We start from the raw sequence: 16,514 nt of genomic DNA on the forward strand, positions 1-16,514 counted from the left end.
GTCGGCGAACGCCCTCCCGGAACGGGAAGGCGCAGCGCGCCTCAATCCTCGACGTGTTCGGCGATCGACTGGATGCTGCTGCGTAGCGTGCCCGGTGAACAGGGCTTGCCGCAGACTAGGGCCCCCGGATAGCGGCGCTCGAGCGCCTGCTGGTCGGCATGGCCGGAGTGGAAGATGATCGGCACCCCCGCCGCCTTCAGCCGGTCCGCCGCGGGAAAGACCTCGCCATCGCGCAGCCGCACGTCGAGCACCGCGCACAGCAGCGCATGCGGGTCGAGCGTGCTCAACGCCGCCTCCGCCTCGGCCAGCGAGGTATAGGGCCCCTCGACCGACAGGCCGGCTTCCTCGATCGTCATCTGCACGTCGAGCGCCACGAACAGCTCGTCCTCGACCAGCATCACCTTGTCAGCCACGGACGAGCACGTCCTGCGGCAGCGTCAGGGTCAGCGCGAACCGGTCGCTGGTGATCGCGCGGTCGAGCGTCGCGCCGAGCTGACGGGCCGAGGTGTCGACCAGCAGCGTGCCGAAGCCGCGGCCCGTGCCGACCGGCGCCGTGCTGCGGCGCTGCTCGCTCCAGTCCAAGACCAACCCCTTGTTCTCCATTCGCCAGCGCACCTCAAGCCGTCCCGCCGGTCCTGCCCCCAGCGCACCGTATTTCACCGAGTTGGTGGCCCATTCGTGCAGCATCAGCGCGAGCGGGGAGAGACAGTTCCGATCCACCAGAACGTCCGGACCGTCCATTACGATCCCGGCATGATCGCGATAGGGGGCGAGCGTCGCGGTGACGAGGCCCTGCAGGTCGATCGCCTGCTGCTCGCCCGTCGGCGAGGCGAGCGAATGGGCGCGGCCCAGGGCGGAGATCCGCTCGCGGAGATCGTCGGCGAAGGTCCGCACGTCGTCGTGGCTGCGCGCGGCGGCGCCGACCATGCCGCCGACGATCGCGAACAGGTTCTTCACGCGGTGGTTCATCTCGCGCAGCATCAGCTCGCGCGTTTCCGCCACCGCATATTCGGGCGACACGTCGATCGACACGCCGATCAGGCGCGGCGGCGCGCTGCCCGCGATCAGCCGGCCGAAGCCCTTGAGCCAGCGCACCGTACCGTCGCCGTGACGGACGCGGAAGCTGGCCTCGAAGTCGCAGGCGCCGGTGGCGGCGCGGCGCAGCGATTCCTCCACCGCGCGGCGATCGTCGGGCTCGATCCGCGCCAGCAGCGGGTCGATCCGTCCCGCATCGGGACCGCTGACCGCGAACAGCGCCTGTTCGACGCCGTCGAGGATCGTCTCGCCGGTCTCCGGACAATATTCCCAGACGCCGATCCCGCCCGCCTTGATCGCGAGGTCGAGTCGCTCGCGCTCGGAGGCGAGCTGACGCTCCATGTCGAGCGCGTCGGTGATGTCGGTGAGCAGCAGGGTGGCGCCGTCAGTCGACCCCGATTGGGTGCGATAGGGCAGCACCCTGAGCGAGAAGACGCGTTCGCCGTCGCGGGTGGCGACCCGTCGCTGCAGCGGCCCGGCGCCGGCCGCGACGTTGCGCGCGTCGTCCAGATAGTCGGTCGTCTCCAGCCGGCTGGCGACATCGGTCAGCGGCCGGCCACGATCCGCCGCCTTGAGCGGGAAGATCGTCGTCGCCCCCTCGGTGAAGCTGCGGATGCGCAGCTCCGCATCGACGACGATCATCGCAAGATCGGTCGATTCGTAGAAATTCTTCAGGTCGGAATTGGCGACGGTGAGCTGGTCGACCTTGCTTTTCAGTTCGTCGTTGACGGTGGACAGCTCCTCGTTGGTCGACTGGAGCTCCTCGTTCATCGACATCATTTCTTCGTTGGAGCTCTTCAGCTCCTCGTTCGCCGTCTCCAGTTCCTCGACGGTCGAGCGCAGCCGATGCCGGGTCAGGCGCAGCTCGTCTTCCAACGCCTCGACATGGTCGTCACCCGATTCCATGTCGGTCAGGTCGTTGGCGTCGGCCGGTCGGAACGGTCCGCTCTCGCGGAAGACGAACAGCAAGGTGCCGTCGGACAGCGGCTCGCACACCACCTCGACCATCTGCGTGCCGAACTCGCCGGTCACCGCGACGTCGCGCGCGACCAGTCGTTTGCGCTGGTCGCGCGCCTGGCGGAGCAGCGGGCCGAGCACGGTGCGCAGGCCGGGGCGGGCGAGGGTGATCGCGCTCGATCCGCCGGTTCGCGTCACCGGAAAGTCGAAATAGCGGCCGAGCTTGCCGAACGCCGACAGGATGCCGCCGTCCTGGTCGAGGATCAGGCTGGGCGGGGCATAGCGATCGACGATGCGGCGGATCGCCGCGCCTTCGTCGCCCATCAGGCTCGACCCGCCGCCGATGTCGCGCTCGCGCCGCGGCGTGCGCTGGCGCAGGCTGCCCGGCAGGTCGATCGGGTAGCTCGGCGCTCCCGGCGACCGCTCGAACAGGCGCGCATGCTGGTCGAGGACGGGAAAGAGATGTTCGAAGCGGCCGACGCTTTCCGACGGGCCGAGGAACAGGAAACCGCCGGGCCGCGCCGCGTAATGGAGCAGCGGCATGATCGATTGCTGCAGCTGGTCGTCGAAATAGATCAGCAGGTTGCGACACGACAGCAGGTCGATGCGCGAGAACGGCGGATCCTTGACCAGGCTGTGGTTGGAAAACCGGATCATGTCGCGGATCGCCGGCGCCATGGTGAAGCGCTCGGCATGCGGCACGGTGTACCGCTCGCGCAGCGGCGGCGGGATGTCGGCCAGCGCCGAGGCGGGATAGGTGCCCTCGCGCGCGATCGCCAGCATCTGTTCGTCGATATCGGTGGCGAAGATCTGCACGGCGAGCGGCTGGCCGGTGGTCCGCGCGGCTTCCGCGAACAGCATCGCGATCGAATAGGCTTCCTCGCCGCTCGAACAGCCGGGAATCCAGACGCGCACGTCCTCGTCGGGGGCACGGTCGCGCAGCAGCGGTTCGATCGCGCGGCTGCGCAACACCTCGAAATATTCGGCGTCGCGGAAGAAGCGCGTGACGTTGATCAAGAGGTCGCGGAACAGCGCCTCGCATTCCTTGGCATCGTTGCGGACGCGGTTGAGGTAGGCGCGCCCCGTCTCGATGCCGAGCACGTGCATGCGCCGCTCGACGCGGCGGACCAGCGTCGACCGCTTGTAGCCGGAGAAATCGTGGCCGACCGCGGTGCGCAACACCCGGCACAGATCGTCGACATGGTCGGCGACGACCCCCGCTTCCGCCTCGCCGGCCTCGCCGCCACGACGCGAGAAGAAGCCGTGCAGGCATTGGATGATCTCGCCTGGCGTCTTGACGAAATCGACCAGCCCGGTGCCGACCGCCGACAGCGGCATGCCGTCGTAGCGGGCGGTTTCCGGCTGCTGGACGACGCAGACGCCCCCATTCTCCTTGACCGCGCGCAGGCCGGTGGTGCCGTCGGCGCCGGTCCCCGACAGGATGACGCAGGCGGCGTTACCCTGCTGGTCCGAGGCGAGCGACAGGAAGAAATCGTCGATCGGCCGGCGCAGGCCGCGGGGCTGGGCGAAATCGGTCAGCTCCAGCACGCCGTCGCGCACCACCAGGCCGTGGCCGGGCGGGATGATGTAGACGCGGTCCGCCTCGACCCGCTCGCCGCCCTCGCATTGCAGCACGTCGAGGCTGGTGTGGCGGCCGAGCAGCTGCGCCAGCATGCTTTCGTGATTGGGATCGAGATGCTGGACGATGACGAACGCCATCCCGGTCGGCGCGCGGGCGGGCGCCAGCATGTCGCGCAACGCTTCCAACCCGCCAGCGGAGGCGCCGATGCCGACGATCGGCAGCGCCTCTGGTGGCGGGTCGGACGGATCGTCAGCCAAAGGGCTTGGCATCGAGATCGGCGAGCGTCAGCTTGGCCTGGGCGACGGTCGCGGCGGTGTTGGCGATCGTCACCAGCGATCCCTCCAGCACGATGCCGCTTTCCGCGAGCACCGGGCGCAGCTGACCCAGGGTGCGGGCGAGCTGGTCGTCATATTCGGCCAGCATGTCGGGCTGCGACCGGCTGATGTCGAATTGCGAGGCAAAGACGTAGCGGACGGTGCGATCGAGCGCGCGCAGCTTCGACATGAAGAGCAGGTTGACGAACGGCGAGCCGTCCTTGCGGAAGTTGATGATCGGGGTGCGTACGTTGCCCTCGCGGTCGTCGGCGAGGAATTCGCGCAGCACCGCGCGCGGCTCGACGTTGGGGGCGTCGCCCTGGAGCATGCGGCAATTGCGGCCGATCACATCCTCGTCGCGATAGCCGGTCAGCGCGCGGAACGGCGCGTTGACGAGCAGCAACGGATTGTCGTCCGTCGCCGCGGCCAGCGCGAGCGCGATATGGGATCGGGCGAAATAGTCGCTCAGGTGATTGGGTATGTCGATGGTCACGCGTGCACTTTCGCGGTCACTAAGCACAAGCGGCCGATCGGTTGCAACATGGGTTTGCGGATCGCGGGTTCGCGGATGGGACGGTCCTGATCACGCCGTGGCGCTGAACTGCGCGCGCAAATCGTCCAGCGTGGCCGCCAGATGCCGCGTCATCACCGCCTCCACCGTCGAGCTTTCGCGGCCGAGCCACGCATCGATCAGTTCGCGATGCTCCAGATGCGCGCGATCCTCACGTCCCGCCGGCTGCAGATGGGTGATGACATAGCGTTCGGCGAGCACCGCGAGACGCTCGACCAACTGCGTGGTCAGCAACCGGCCGCCCGGGCGCACCAGCGCGGTATGGAAGTCGCGGTTGCGCACCGCCACCTCGGCTAGATTCTCCGACGCGGCGGTGTCGAGCGCGTGGAAGGCGGCCAGTGCCTCCGCCTGTTCGCGCTGCGTCGCCTCCGCCGCGCCACGCGCCGCGGCGAGCGGCTCGATCGCCAGGCGCAGCGCGTAGATCTCGTCGGCCTGGTCCGCCGACATCGGCCGCACCGTATAGCCGCGGTTGGCCTGGCTGACGAGCAACCCTTCCTGTTCCAGCCGGGCCAGCGCCTCGCGAAGCGGGATCTTGCTGACGCCCAGTTCGGCGGCCAGCGCGTCCTGGCGGATCGGCGCGCTCGTCGGTATCGACCCGGAGACGATCCGTTCGCGAACGATCTCAAATACTTGATCGGACAGCGTACGGACGACGATGGTCATGCAACAGGCTCCTGGGGGACGCACGGGGCAGGACGCCCCGGCGCGCTTAACGCCGCCCTTCCAACATGATGGCGGGCGTAGAGGGTACCGTATATCAGATCCCGGCGACTTGGCGATATGCCTATGTTACTGCGACTTGCGGGCAGTGATCGTATACGATAGGTCGCCGACGATGAGGTTCCTGGCGTGAAGATCGCGATCCTTGGCGGCGGTATCGTCGGGCGCAGCATCGCACTGGCGCTCGCCGGCCGCGGCGCGCGCGTGGTGCTGGTCGACGACGGCGATATGGCGGCGGCGTCCTGGGGCAATGCCGGTCATATCGCGATCGAACAGGGCGCACCGCTCGCCTCGCTCGCCACCATCGCCTCGGTGCCGCGGCGGCTGTTCCTGCGCGGTGGCGCAGTGGCGCTGCCGCCGCGCATGGCCGGTGCGTGGCTGCCCTTCTCGTTGCGCCTCGCGCTGGCGGCGCGGCCCGCCCGTTTCGCCGCCGGTACGCACGCGCTCGGCACGCTGCTGCGCGCGGCGGCGCCGGCTTGGCAGCGGCTGGCGGCGGCGATCGACGCGCCGACGCTGCTGGCCCTCGATGGCCATGTCGTCGCCTGGGAGAGCGGCGCCACCGCCACGGCGGGCCGCGCCGCCTGGGCCGCAGCGCCGATCGGCACGGCGTCGCTGCGCGACCTCGCCGCGGGCGAACTGGCGACGCTGCGCGGTCTCGCGCCCGCCGTCGCCGGCGCCGTCCGCTTCGACGGCACCGGCCGCATCGCCGATCTCGGCCGGCTCGCCGCCGCGCTCGACGCGGCCCTGGCCCGCGCCGGCGTTGAACGCGTGACGCAGCGCGCGCGACTGATCCGCGACGGGCGCCGCGTCGCGATCGAGGGCGTCGCGGCGGACCGTATCGTCGTCGCCGCCGGCATCGGCTCACGCGCGCTGCTCGCCAGCATCGGCTGGCGCGTGCCGCTGATCGCCGAGCGCGGCTATCATGCCCGCTTCGCGCCCGGCGACTGGCCGGCGGGGCAGGTGCCCGTCGTCTTCGAGGACCGCTCGCTGATCGTCACCCGCTATGCCGATACCGTTCAGGCCGCCGGCTTCGTCGAGTTCGGCCGCGCCGAGGCGCCCGCCGACCCGCGCAAGTGGCGCCGGCTGGAGGCGCATGTCGCCGCGCTCGGCCTGCCCGTCGGACCGGTCGCGAGTCGCTGGATGGGCGTCCGCCCGACGCTGCCCGACTATCTGCCCGCGATCGGCCGGGCGACGCAGGTCGACGACCTCTTTTACGCCTTCGGCCACCAGCATCTCGGCCTGACGCTCGGCCCGCTGACCGGCGAGCTGGTCGCCGACCTCGTCACCGGCGCGACGCCCGCCGCCGACCTCGCCCCCTTCGCCCTCGAACGCCTGACGGGACGCCTGCCATGATCGCCACCTCCGACGCCGCGACCGAACTCGCCGCGATCCGTCCGCCCGCAACCCGCGCGCCCGCCATCGCCGCCGGCGAATATGCCGCCCGTCTCGACAAGGCGCGCGCGCTGACCGAGCGGCTCGGCGCCGACGCCCTGCTCGTCCATGCCGGCGCGTCGTTGCGTTATTTCACCGGTGTGCCCTGGGCGGCGACCGAGCGGATGGTCGCGCTGCTGCTGCCGGTGCGCGGCACGCCGTCGATCGTCTGCCCGCGCTTCGAGGAAGGATCGCTGGTCGCCGCGCTCGTCATCGATGCCGAGCTGCGGCTGTGGGAGGAGGAGGAGGCGCCGACGGCGCTGGTCGCCGACGCGCTGCCGCGCGGCGCGACCGTCGCGATCGACCCGCTGCTGCCCTTCGCCTGGGGCGAGCGGCTGCGCGGCCTCGGCCTGACCGCGATCGACGGTGCCGCGGCGATCGACGGCTGCCGGATGATCAAGTCGCCCGCCGAACTCGCCCTGCTCGCCGAGGCCAAGGCGATGACGTTGGAGGTGCAGGCGCGCGCCGCCCGCATCCTGCGCCCCGGCATCGCCGCCAGCGCGGTCGCACGCTTCATCGACGACGCGCATCGTGCGATCGGCGGCACCGGCTCGTTTTTCTGCGCGGTACAGTTCGGCCGCGCCACCGCCTTTCCGCACGGCCTGCCCGGCGACCAGCAGCTGGAGGAGGATCAGCTGGTGCTGATCGACACCGGCACGACGGTGCACGGCTATCATTCCGACATCACCCGCACCTATGCCTTCGGCCGCGTCGAGGACGAGGTCGCGGCGATCTGGCAGATCGAGAAGGAGGCGCAGGCCGCCGCCTTCGCCGCCGTCGCTCCCGGCGTCCCCTGCGAGCAGGTCGATGCCGCCGCGCGGCGGGTGCTGGTCGCCAACGGGCTGGGGCCGGACTATCGCCTGCCCGGCCTGCCGCACCGCACCGGGCATGGCATCGGGCTGTCGATCCACGAGCCGGCCAATCTGGTCCGCGGCGACCGCACGCCGATGGCGCCGGGCATGTGCTTCTCCAACGAGCCGATGATCGTCGTACCGGATCGCTTCGGCGTCCGCCTGGAGGATCACTTCCACGTCACCGAGACGGGCGCCGCCTGGTTCACCGAGCCGCAGCCTGCGCTGGACCGCCCCTTCGGCTGACGATTTCGCTGTCCTACAACGAACCAATATGGTTCGATCCTGACATTCGGGAGGGTAGGACATGGATATCGACGGACTGATCGACCGCCTCATCGCGCGCGAGGGCGGTTATGTGCATGATGCGGCGGACCGGGGTGGCGAGACCTGCTGGGGAATCACCGCGGCGGTCGCGCGTGAAGAGGGCTATGCGGGACCGATGCGGGCGCTGCCGCGTGCCACGGCGGTCGACATCTACCGGCGGCGCTATTGGATCGCGCCGGGTTGGGACCGGGTGGCGGCGATCGCGCCGATCCTCGCCGCCGAGCTGTTCGACGCGGGTGTCAACATGGGCGTGGCGACGGCGGGCGGCTTTCTGCAGCGGGCGCTCAACGCGCTCAATCGCGGCGGGCACGATTATGCCGACCTGCCGGTCGACGGCCGCGTCGGGGCCCGCACCATCGCGGCGATCGCTGCCTTTCTGAAACTGCGCGGCCCGGCGGGCGAGGGGGTGATGGTCAAGGCAGTGCAGGCGTTGCGCGGCGAGCGCTACGTTCGCCTCGCCGAGCGACGACCGGCGGACGAGGCATTCCTCTACGGCTGGCTGGCGGGGCGGGTCGGATGAGCGCGATCGACGAGGCGGGTACCCGGACGACCGACCGCTGGGTCACGCGGGCGCGACCCGCGTTCCTGTACGTCATGTACGTGCTGCTGCTCTGGTCGATTCCGATGGGGCTGCTCGCCGCCATCCGCCCCGCCGCGGCGGCGGCGATGGCGGCGGGCATGGCCGCCTATCTGCGCGCGATACCGGAGCCGCTCTACGCGCTCTTCGGCACGGGCTATGTCGGCTACACCGTGGCGCGCAGCATCGGCAAGGCGCGCGGGGTGGAGTAATCTGGCGATCCTCCCCCGTACACGGGGAGGATCGGGCCCTTGGCATCCGCCGCCCGCGATCCCTACATGCGGCCCATGAGCGGGAACGATCCTCACGCCATGCCGGTCTGGCATGGCACCACCATCCTGTCGGTACGACGCGGCGGCAAGGTCGTCGTCATCGGCGACGGGCAGGTTTCGATGGGCCAGACGGTGATGAAGCCGAACGCCCGCAAGGTCCGCCGGCTCGGCGCCGACGGCCCGGACGGCAAGGGTGCGGTGATCGGCGGCTTCGCCGGCGCCACCGCCGACGCCTTTACGTTGTTCGAGCGGCTGGAGGCGAAGCTGGAGCGGCATCAGGGGCAGCTGATGCGCGCCGCGGTCGAACTCGCCAAGGACTGGCGCACCGACAAATATCTTCGCAACCTCGAGGCGATGATGATCGTCGCCGACAAGGAGGTGACGCTGATCCTGACCGGCAACGGCGACGTGCTGGAGCCGGAGAACGGCATCGCCGCGATTGGATCGGGCGGCAATTACGCCCTCGCCGCCGCCCGCGCCTTGGTCGACTATGAGGGCGATGCCGAGACGATCTGCCGCAAGGCGATGCAGATCGCCGCCGACGTCTGCGTCTACACCAACGATCGCGTGACGGTGGAGACGCTGGACAGCACGTCCTGATGCGGTCCCTGCACGGGTGCGACCTTTGAGACTTTCCGGACGCGCCCTCGGTGCGACCTTCGTGACGTTCGGCTGCACCCCTTCCGGGTGCGACCTTTGAGACTTTCCAACTGTGCCGCGCCGGATCGTCCGCGCGGCCACCGGGTGACCCGATGAACCAGAACTTGACCCCCAAGGCGATCGTCGCCGCCCTCGACGCCCATATCGTCGGCCAGCGCGACGCCAAGCGCGCCGTTGCCGTGGCGCTGCGCAACCGCTGGCGTCGCCAGCAGCTCGACGCCGAGCTGCGCGACGAGGTGACGCCGAAGAACATCCTGATGATCGGGCCAACCGGCTGCGGCAAGACGGAGATCAGCCGCCGTCTCGCCAAATTGGCCGATGCGCCCTTCGTCAAGGTCGAGGCGACCAAGTTCACCGAGGTCGGCTATGTCGGCCGCGACGTCGAACAGATCGCCCGCGACCTGGTCGAGGAAGCGATACGGCTGGAGAAGGAGCGCCGCCGCGTCGCCGTCAAGGACAAGGCCGAGGAGGCGGCGATGAAGCGCCTGCTCGATGCCCTGGTCGGCAAGGATTCGAGCCAGGCGACGCGCGAAAGCTTCAAGCAGCGCTTCGCCGACGGTCATCTCGACACCGCGGAGGTGGAGATCGAGGTGGAACAGGCGCCCGCGGCACCGTTCGACATCCCCGGCGCCGGCGCGCAGATGATCAACCTCGGCGAGATGATGAAGTCGTTCGGCGGCGGCCAGCCGCTGAAGAGGCGCAAGCTGACGGTGCGCGCGGCCTGGGACAAGCTGGTCGAGGAAGAGGCGGACAAGCGCCTCGACCAGGACGACGTCAACCGCACGGCGCTGGCCGATGCGGAGGCGAACGGCATCGTGTTCCTCGACGAGATTGACAAGATCGCGGTGTCCGACGTGCGCGGCGGCTCGGTCAGCCGCGAGGGCGTGCAGCGCGACCTGCTGCCGCTGATCGAGGGCACGACGGTGGCGACCAAATACGGGCCGATGAAGACCGACCATATCCTCTTCATCGCCTCCGGCGCCTTCCACGTCGCGAAGCCGAGCGACCTGCTGCCCGAGCTGCAGGGCCGTCTGCCGATCCGCGTCGAGCTGAAAGGGCTGACCGAGGAGGATTTCATCGCGATCCTCTCCGACACCAAGGCGTCGCTGCCGGCGCAGTACAAGGCGCTGCTGGGGACGGAGGGAGTCGCGGTCGACTTCACCGCCGAAGGGATCGCCGCGATCGCGCGTATCGCTGCGGAGGTAAACGGTCAGGTCGAAAATATCGGCGCGCGCCGCTTGCAGACGGTGATGGAAAAGCTGCTCGAGGACGTCAGCTTCGACGCGGAGGACCGGCGCGAGCCGGTGACGGTCGACGCCGGCTATGTCGAGGCGCAGCTGGCGGGGATCGCCCGCAACACCGATCTCAGCCGCTTCGTACTATGACCGAAACCCCGCGGCTCCGGCCGCGGGACCGCCGTCTCAGCGCGGCTTCTGATAGGGGGTGAAGGCGGTGAAGCGACAGTAAGCGGACGGGATGCTGACCCCCGGCTCCAGCACGCGAAAGCGGTCGTTGCGGCACAGCTGGCCGCCGTAGACGTCGATGATCAGCGTGTTGAGCGGCCGCAGCGACGGGCAGTCGCCGACCGGGCCGGTCTTCCAGATCCGGCGTCCGGCACCCTCGGTGTAGAGGATGGTGTGAGTGTCGATCACCTCCGGTCCGTGCGTCGAACTGAGCGAGATGCACTCGCTCGGCGGACCGGCGACGCGGCCGGCGAGCGGGTCCTTGGCAGCGGCGGTCAGGGCGAGCGGCAGCAGCAGGGCGAGCGGGGCGACATGGCGGGGGATGCGGGATGTCATTTGGCGCTATACCGGGTGAAGGGGCCGAAGGAGCAGCTGCCGGAGAAGGTGCGCGACGTGGTGTCGACGGTCGTCGCGATGTCGCCCTGGCACAATTGCGAGGTGGTGGTGCGCGTGACCAAAGCGTCGCCGCGACCGATCGCCTCGCAACCGCCACTCGTGTCGTTGCGATATTTCAGCCGTTGGTTGACGACGTAGACGATCGTCGGGCCATAGCCCTTGGTCTGCTGGGTCGGCAGCAGGGTGATGCAGCTGGTGGTCTCGTGCGGGGTCAGCCCAGCCAGCTCCTTGGCCAGACCCGCGCTGGCCGCGGCGCTGGGCTGCGGTGCCGTCGCCTGGCCGGTGCAGGCGGCGGTTGCACACAGGGCTGCAAGCCCGACGATCCACGCTTTGCCGATCATGCTGCCCCAACGCACCAGTCGCCGATTTTAGCCCTTGAAAGCATCCTTTGCGGCACGGAATTTGGCAAGCGCTTCCGCCGATCCGGCGCGCAGGAACGGATTGGTCGCGCGTTCCAGGCCGATCGTCGTCGGCACCGTCGCCTCGCCACGCGCGCGGAGCGCGTCGACCTCCGCCAGCCGTTCGGCGATGGCCTGGTTGTCGGGCTCGGCGACGCGGGCATAACGGCCGTTCGACTGGGTATATTCATGGCCGCAATAGACGCGCGTATCGTCAGGCAACGCGGCGTAGCGCCGCATGTTGCCGTACATCTGCGCCGCATCGCCCTCGAACAGCCGGCCGCAACCCATCGCGAACAAGGTGTCACCGGTGAACACGACGCCGTCGTCGCGAAGGTGAAAGGCGATGTGCCCCGCGGTATGGCCCGGCACGTGCCAGACATCGGCGACGTGATCGCCAATCCGTACCGTATCGCCTTCACCGACCGTGACGTCCAGCGTCGGTATCTTCGCCGCCTCCGCCGCCGGTCCGGTGATGCGCGCCCCGGCGGCCCGCATCGCCGCATTGCCGCCGGTGTGATCGGGATGCCAGTGCGTCGTCCACACCTGGCCGATCGTCCAGCCGCGTTGCGCCGCCGCATCGAGCAGCGGCTGCGCCTCGCCGGGATCGACCGCGACCGTCTCGGCGCTGGCCGGATCGTGGATCAGCCAGGCGTAATTGTCCGCAAGGACGGGGACGCGGACGATCTCCAGCGCGGCGCTCATTCACCAGGTCCCGGTGTTGGGCATCGACGCCCAGGGTTCGGCCGGGGCAAGCGGCTCGCCGAGCTGCAGCAACTCGATCGAGATGCCGTCCGGCGTCTTGACGAAGGCCATGTTGCCGTCGCGCGGCGGGCGGTTGATCGTCACGCCGGCATCCTGCAGCCGCGCGCACATGTCGTAGATGTTGTCGACCCGATAGGCGAGGTGACCGAAGTTGCGACCGCCGGTATAGTGTTCCGGCGCGGAGCCGTCCTCCTCCGGCCAATTGTAGGTCAGCTCGACCTCGGCGCGGCGGTTGCCGATCTTGGCATCCTCCTCGCTGGCCAGGAAGATCAGCGTGAACCGGCCCGCCTTGCTTTCGGTCCTGCGCACTTCCTTCAACCCGAGCAGCTCGAAGAACCGGATCGTCGCGTCTGGATCGCTGACGCGGATCATGGTGTGCAGGTAATAGGTCATGGTGATCTCCGTTCGTCGCTGTAAATGCACGGTTCATCGGCAGGGGCGCAGCCTTCTGCCGGCTATATGGGAGCGGAGGGCGCGATGGAAAGTCGGCAGGTGGCGCGGCGTGAGATGGGGCTGTGGATCGCGGCGCTGATCCTGGCGGTCGGGATCGTCATCGGCGGCTATCTGCTCGGCAACGGTCTGCTCCGCGCCAAGCAGGCGGATCGCGCCGTCACCGTCCGCGGCCTCGCCGAGCGGAACGTGACTGCCGATCTTGCGGTGTGGACGCTCAATTACTCGGAACAGGGCACCGACGCCGCCGCCGCACAGGCGGCGATCCAGCGCGACACGGAGACGTTGCGGCGCTTCTTCGCCGGGCTCGGCTTTCCGGCGTCGGCGCTGGCGCCCGCCGGCGTCGGCGTGAACCAGAATTTCGTCAACAACGTGCCGCACGTGACGATCACTCAGCGCCTGCAGCTGCGCACCACCGACATTCCCCGCGCGCGGGCCGCGGTCGCGCGGCAGTTCGACCTGATCCGCCAGGGCGTGCGGCTGCAGGAAGGGTCGGGGATGACCTACAGCTTCACCCGGCTGAACGACATCAAGCCCGCCATGGTCGCCGCCGCGACCCGGGACGCGCGCGCCGCCGCCGAACAGTTCGCCAAGGACAGCGGCACCGGTGTCGGCGGTATCAAAAGCGCGACCCAGGGCTATTTCTCGGTCGAAGCGCGAGACGGCGAACAGGGTGGCTATGGCGTCGCCGACACGCCCTTCAAGAAGGTCCGGGTGGTGACGACGGTCGAATTCTACCTCGACTGAGCGGGCGGCACCGACGTCGACGCCGGCGTGGTGGCCGGCGTGTCGAACTGCTGGAGCGCGGCGAGGGCGCTCTTGCCGACCGGGCTGGTCGGGGCGAGACGGGCGGCCTGTGCCCAAGCGGCCCGCGCCCCGGCTTCGTCGCGGGCGAGTGCGGCGATGTTGCCGGCCTCGAGCTGGACCGAGGCATCGTCCGGCGACCGGCGCAGCGCCTCCGCGATGTCCTTTCTGGCGCGGGGCACGTCGCCTTCGCGCCGCGCCAGTGTCGCCGACAGCAGCCAGGCGAGCGGATCGTCGCCGGCGGTGGTCAGCACCAGATCGAGATCGCGGCGCGCCGCGTCATTCTGGCCGGCGGCGACCATCGCGCGAGCGTGGTCGAGCTGTGCCTCGCCGAGCGCCAGCCCGGTCAGCGTGCCGGCGACCAGCGCGGTGTCGAGCGCTGCCCGCGCCTTGCCGGGGTCGCCCGCCGCCAACCAAGCATTGCCCGCCTGCGCCCAGTAATTGGCGGCGCGGACGTTGTGGCCGAGCTCCGCCGCCTTGGCTGCGGCCTCAAACTCGCCGGCGGCGGCGGTCCAGTTGCGCTCCTGCGTATAGGCGAGGCCGGCGCATTGCCGCGCGAACCAGCTGCCGCCGGCCGCCGCCCAGCGCAGCGCCTCGGCCCGTGCCGCGGCGGGATCGCTTTCGGCGGTGACCACGCAGCGCTGGTAGCGGGCTTCCCGCGAATCCTCGGGCAGGGCGGCGGCCCGCGCCGCCGGCGGGGCAGGGGTTGCGGACTGAACGGCGGCGGCGAAGAGCAAGGCGATCATAAGCGGTGGAGCACATCCTCGACCGCCCGGATGACCAGCGCGATATCGGTGTCGCGCGACAGGCGGTGATCGCCGTCCTTGACCAGCCACGTCTGCACGTCGGCTGAACGGATCAGTCCGGCGAGGTGCGTGGCGCGGTGCCAGGGCACATCGGCGTCGCGCTGGCCCTGCACCAGCCGCACCGGACCGTCGAATGGAATCTCTCCGAACATCAGCCGGTTCGCCTCGCCACTGGAGAAGAAGGCGCGAGTATAGAGCGTCGGCTCGGGACCATAGGCATTGGGGCGTTCCAGCCGCCCGGTCTGCAGCATCGCGATCTTCTCGTCGGTGGTGAAGCCCCAGTCGGTGAAATCGGGCGCGGGCGCGATGCCGACCAGGCCGACGACCTGTTCCGGCCGCGCCTTGGCCGCGAGCAGCATCAGCCAGCCGCCCATCGACGAGCCGACCAGCACGACCGGACCGGACGCGACCGAATCCAGCATCGCCAGCACGTCGTCGCGCCAGCCGGCGAGCGTCTGGTCGGCGAACGCACCCTCGCTCTGGCCGCAGCCGGCATAGTCGAAGCGCAGGAAGGCGCGGCCGTTCGCCTGTGCCCAGGCCTCCAGCGCCGTCGCCTTGGTCCCGGTCATGTCGGAGGCATAGCCGGGCAGGAAAACGATGGTCGGCCCGGCGCCCGGCGTGTGATGATAGGCGAGGCGGGGGCGGGGCGTGTCGGTCATGCCGCGGTCTAGGCCGGGGCGAGGGGCGGGGCAATGGCGGGCGGAGCCACGCGAGTCTTGACAGAATTGACGCCTGAACGCGCAATCTTCGCTCCCCCTGTTGAGGCAGCTCGGGTGTGCGGTTTCGACGGTGAGAAAGAGCTTCGAAGAGCCTAGCGGCGCGCGGGCTTGTAGGACAGGCGTTTGTCGATCCTCGCCGCCTTCGGGAAAGAGGCAGCGCAAGCGGGAAGGATAGGGCCGGAGCCGCTAGTCGCGCAGGTCCCGCAGCAGGCCGCTTCCGAGCAGCAGCAGCAGCTTGGCGTCGATGCCCAACCCCTCGCGACGCTTGGCGGCGATGAACGCCTCGACCTCGTCGACCGGCACCCGGTGGACGACGATATTCTCGTCCTGGTCGCCGCCGCCGTCGCCGGTGCGGGTCAGATCGCGCGCGACGACGAGCGTGAACGCCTCCGACGTCATGCCCGGCGAGGAATAGAAGCGGCCATGTTCCTCGACGAGGGCGGCATGGTAGCCGGTTTCCTCCTCGAGCTCGCGACGCGCCGCGTCGGCGATGGCTTCGCCGGCATCCAAATCCCCGACAAGGCCGGCAGGCAGTTCGAGGCAGTTGCGCCCGATCGGGATGCGATATTGCTCGACGAGGATCAGCTGCCCCTCGGCATCGACCGCGACGATCACCGCGGCGTCGATGCCGCCACGGCGTTCGGCATATTCCCAAGTGCCCTGCTGGCGCACGGTCAGATATTTGCCTTCCCACATGATATGGGCGGCGTCGGTCGTCGTCGTGGTGTCGGTCATAGCTCGATCAAACGGTCCGGCAGCTCGTTGGTGTCGTCGGCGCGGGGCGGGAAATGCTCGGCAAGAACGAGGCCGACCTGCTCGACCGCGGCGGCCATGCCGTCGCCGGGCCGGCCATCGCGGATGCCGTGGATCAGCGCCGCCATCGCCGCACCCCATATGTCGGGCGTGACGCGGCCGTGGATGGCGCGGTCGGCGATGATTTCCGCGCGACGCTCGTCGGCGGACAGGTAGATCAGCACGCCGGTGGCATCGCGCGTGCGCGCCTCCGCCGCGGCGCGGAACAGCGCCAGCGCGCGGGCGTGGACGCGGCGCGCCTTGGTCCGCCCCGGCGTCAGTGCGATGCGCAGCGGCATCGCGGCGAGCAGGACGCGGACGAGGAGGAAGACGATCGCGAGCAGCACCAGCGCGACGGTGTAGAGGCCGCCGGGTGAGGGCGCACCGGACCACGGGTCGGCGACGAGGCCGTGCGCCCACACCGCCGCCTCCGGCCGCCAGGCGAGCAACGCCAGCACCAGCAGCATCGCCAGTACCGCCCAATGCAGCGCGACGTCGTGATAGGCGTCGGAGCGCTTGGCGACGATCGTGACGATCTCGCCGGCGGTGTTGCGCTCGGCATCCGCCACGGCCTGCGCGACGCGGGCGCGATCGGCATCTGTCAAGTGCATCGGTTCCTCCGCC

General features: G+C 69.8%; 19 protein-coding genes. 7 read left to right on the forward strand and 12 right to left on the reverse strand.

Translation table 11 applies throughout. From position 1 onward, the window contains the following. Positions 1-41: 41 nt before the first annotated feature. The 4 genes from D9601_RS02010 to D9601_RS02025 form a co-directional block, all read right to left on the reverse strand. Complete coding sequence (locus D9601_RS02010) at positions 42-413, reverse strand: response regulator (protein ID WP_198352262.1); 372 nt, start codon at positions 411-413, stop codon at positions 42-44. Then, the gene (locus D9601_RS02015; protein ID WP_269769638.1) at positions 406-3,831 is read right to left on the reverse strand and encodes a chemotaxis protein CheB; all 3,426 of its coding nucleotides are present in this window, start codon (positions 3,829-3,831) and stop codon (positions 406-408) included. Before D9601_RS02015 ends, D9601_RS02010 begins: the two co-directional genes overlap by 8 nt. Continuing rightward, entirely contained in the window at positions 3,824-4,381 is a 558-nt protein-coding gene (locus D9601_RS02020) for a PAS domain-containing protein (protein ID WP_198352264.1), read from the reverse strand. Before D9601_RS02020 ends, D9601_RS02015 begins: the two co-directional genes overlap by 8 nt. A 90-nt stretch (positions 4,382-4,471) precedes the next feature. Continuing rightward, a complete protein-coding gene (locus D9601_RS02025) occupies positions 4,472-5,122 on the reverse strand; it encodes a GntR family transcriptional regulator (protein WP_198352265.1) in 651 nt (216 codons plus the stop codon). A 186-nt stretch (positions 5,123-5,308) separates the two neighbouring features. Between D9601_RS02025 and D9601_RS02030 the strand changes: the two genes are divergently transcribed. The 6 genes from D9601_RS02030 to hslU all read left to right on the forward strand — a co-directional run bounded on the left by D9601_RS02030 (position 5,309) and on the right by hslU (position 10,682). Then, a complete protein-coding gene (locus D9601_RS02030) occupies positions 5,309-6,532 on the forward strand; it encodes an NAD(P)/FAD-dependent oxidoreductase (protein ID WP_198352266.1) in 1,224 nt (407 codons plus the stop codon). Further along, the gene (locus D9601_RS02035) at positions 6,529-7,707 is read left to right on the forward strand and encodes a M24 family metallopeptidase (protein ID WP_198352267.1); all 1,179 of its coding nucleotides are present in this window, start codon (positions 6,529-6,531) and stop codon (positions 7,705-7,707) included. Before D9601_RS02030 ends, D9601_RS02035 begins: the two co-directional genes overlap by 4 nt. A gap of 61 nt (positions 7,708-7,768) precedes the next feature. Then, positions 7,769-8,308, forward strand: a complete 540-nt coding sequence (locus D9601_RS02040; protein ID WP_198352268.1) for a glycoside hydrolase family 108 protein — start codon at positions 7,769-7,771, stop codon at positions 8,306-8,308. Further along, positions 8,305-8,577, forward strand: coding sequence for a 3TM-type holin (locus tag D9601_RS02045; protein ID WP_198352269.1), 273 nt, complete (start codon positions 8,305-8,307; stop codon positions 8,575-8,577). Before D9601_RS02040 ends, D9601_RS02045 begins: the two co-directional genes overlap by 4 nt. 99 nt (positions 8,578-8,676) lie before the next feature. Beyond that, on the forward strand, positions 8,677-9,237 hold the full coding sequence (hslV, locus tag D9601_RS02050) for an ATP-dependent protease subunit HslV (RefSeq protein ID WP_198353338.1): 561 nt from the start codon (positions 8,677-8,679) through the stop codon (positions 9,235-9,237). Between the two features lie 152 nt (positions 9,238-9,389). Further along, entirely contained in the window at positions 9,390-10,682 is a 1,293-nt protein-coding gene (hslU, locus tag D9601_RS02055) for an ATP-dependent protease ATPase subunit HslU (RefSeq protein ID WP_198352270.1), read from the forward strand. A gap of 36 nt (positions 10,683-10,718) precedes the next feature. Here hslU and D9601_RS02060 read toward each other — a convergent pair whose 3' ends face one another. Genes D9601_RS02060 through D9601_RS02075 form a run of 4 tightly spaced genes read right to left on the reverse strand, consistent with a single transcriptional unit; the run spans position 10,719 to position 12,712 of the window. Continuing rightward, entirely contained in the window at positions 10,719-11,096 is a 378-nt protein-coding gene (locus D9601_RS02060) for a hypothetical protein (RefSeq protein ID WP_198352271.1), read from the reverse strand. Then, a complete protein-coding gene (locus tag D9601_RS02065; protein WP_232473778.1) occupies positions 11,093-11,497 on the reverse strand; it encodes a hypothetical protein in 405 nt (134 codons plus the stop codon). Before D9601_RS02065 ends, D9601_RS02060 begins: the two co-directional genes overlap by 4 nt. A gap of 27 nt (positions 11,498-11,524) precedes the next feature. Continuing rightward, positions 11,525-12,259, reverse strand: a complete 735-nt coding sequence (gene gloB, locus D9601_RS02070; RefSeq protein WP_198352273.1) for a hydroxyacylglutathione hydrolase — start codon at positions 12,257-12,259, stop codon at positions 11,525-11,527. Next, positions 12,260-12,712: a VOC family protein gene (locus tag D9601_RS02075; protein WP_198352274.1), complete on the reverse strand. Its 453-nt coding sequence runs from the start codon at positions 12,710-12,712 to the stop codon at positions 12,260-12,262. Between the two features lie 84 nt (positions 12,713-12,796). Between D9601_RS02075 and D9601_RS02080 the strand changes: the two genes are divergently transcribed. Continuing rightward, on the forward strand, positions 12,797-13,516 hold the full coding sequence (locus D9601_RS02080; RefSeq protein WP_232473779.1) for an SIMPL domain-containing protein: 720 nt from the start codon (positions 12,797-12,799) through the stop codon (positions 13,514-13,516). Here D9601_RS02080 and D9601_RS02085 read toward each other — a convergent pair. The 4 genes from D9601_RS02085 to D9601_RS02100 all read right to left on the reverse strand — a co-directional run bounded on the left by D9601_RS02085 (position 13,504) and on the right by D9601_RS02100 (position 16,501). Further along, the gene (locus D9601_RS02085; protein WP_232473780.1) at positions 13,504-14,319 is read right to left on the reverse strand and encodes a tetratricopeptide repeat protein; all 816 of its coding nucleotides are present in this window, start codon (positions 14,317-14,319) and stop codon (positions 13,504-13,506) included. The genes D9601_RS02080 and D9601_RS02085 overlap by 13 nt on opposite strands. After that, positions 14,316-15,038, reverse strand: a complete 723-nt coding sequence (locus D9601_RS02090; RefSeq protein ID WP_198352275.1) for an alpha/beta fold hydrolase — start codon at positions 15,036-15,038, stop codon at positions 14,316-14,318. The genes D9601_RS02085 and D9601_RS02090 overlap by 4 nt, the downstream gene beginning before the upstream one ends. Positions 15,039-15,284: 246 nt before the next feature. Beyond that, positions 15,285-15,833 (reverse strand): NUDIX hydrolase, encoded by a 549-nt coding sequence (locus D9601_RS02095; protein WP_198352276.1) that lies wholly within the window; start codon positions 15,831-15,833, stop codon positions 15,285-15,287. Then, positions 15,830-16,501: a TPM domain-containing protein gene (locus tag D9601_RS02100; protein WP_198352277.1), complete on the reverse strand. Its 672-nt coding sequence runs from the start codon at positions 16,499-16,501 to the stop codon at positions 15,830-15,832. The genes D9601_RS02095 and D9601_RS02100 overlap by 4 nt, the downstream gene beginning before the upstream one ends. Between the last annotated feature and the right edge of the window lie 13 nt (positions 16,502-16,514).

It is taken from the genome of Sphingomonas sp. MA1305, from assembly GCF_016107325.1.
Lineage (GTDB): Bacteria > Pseudomonadota > Alphaproteobacteria > Sphingomonadales > Sphingomonadaceae > Sphingomonas.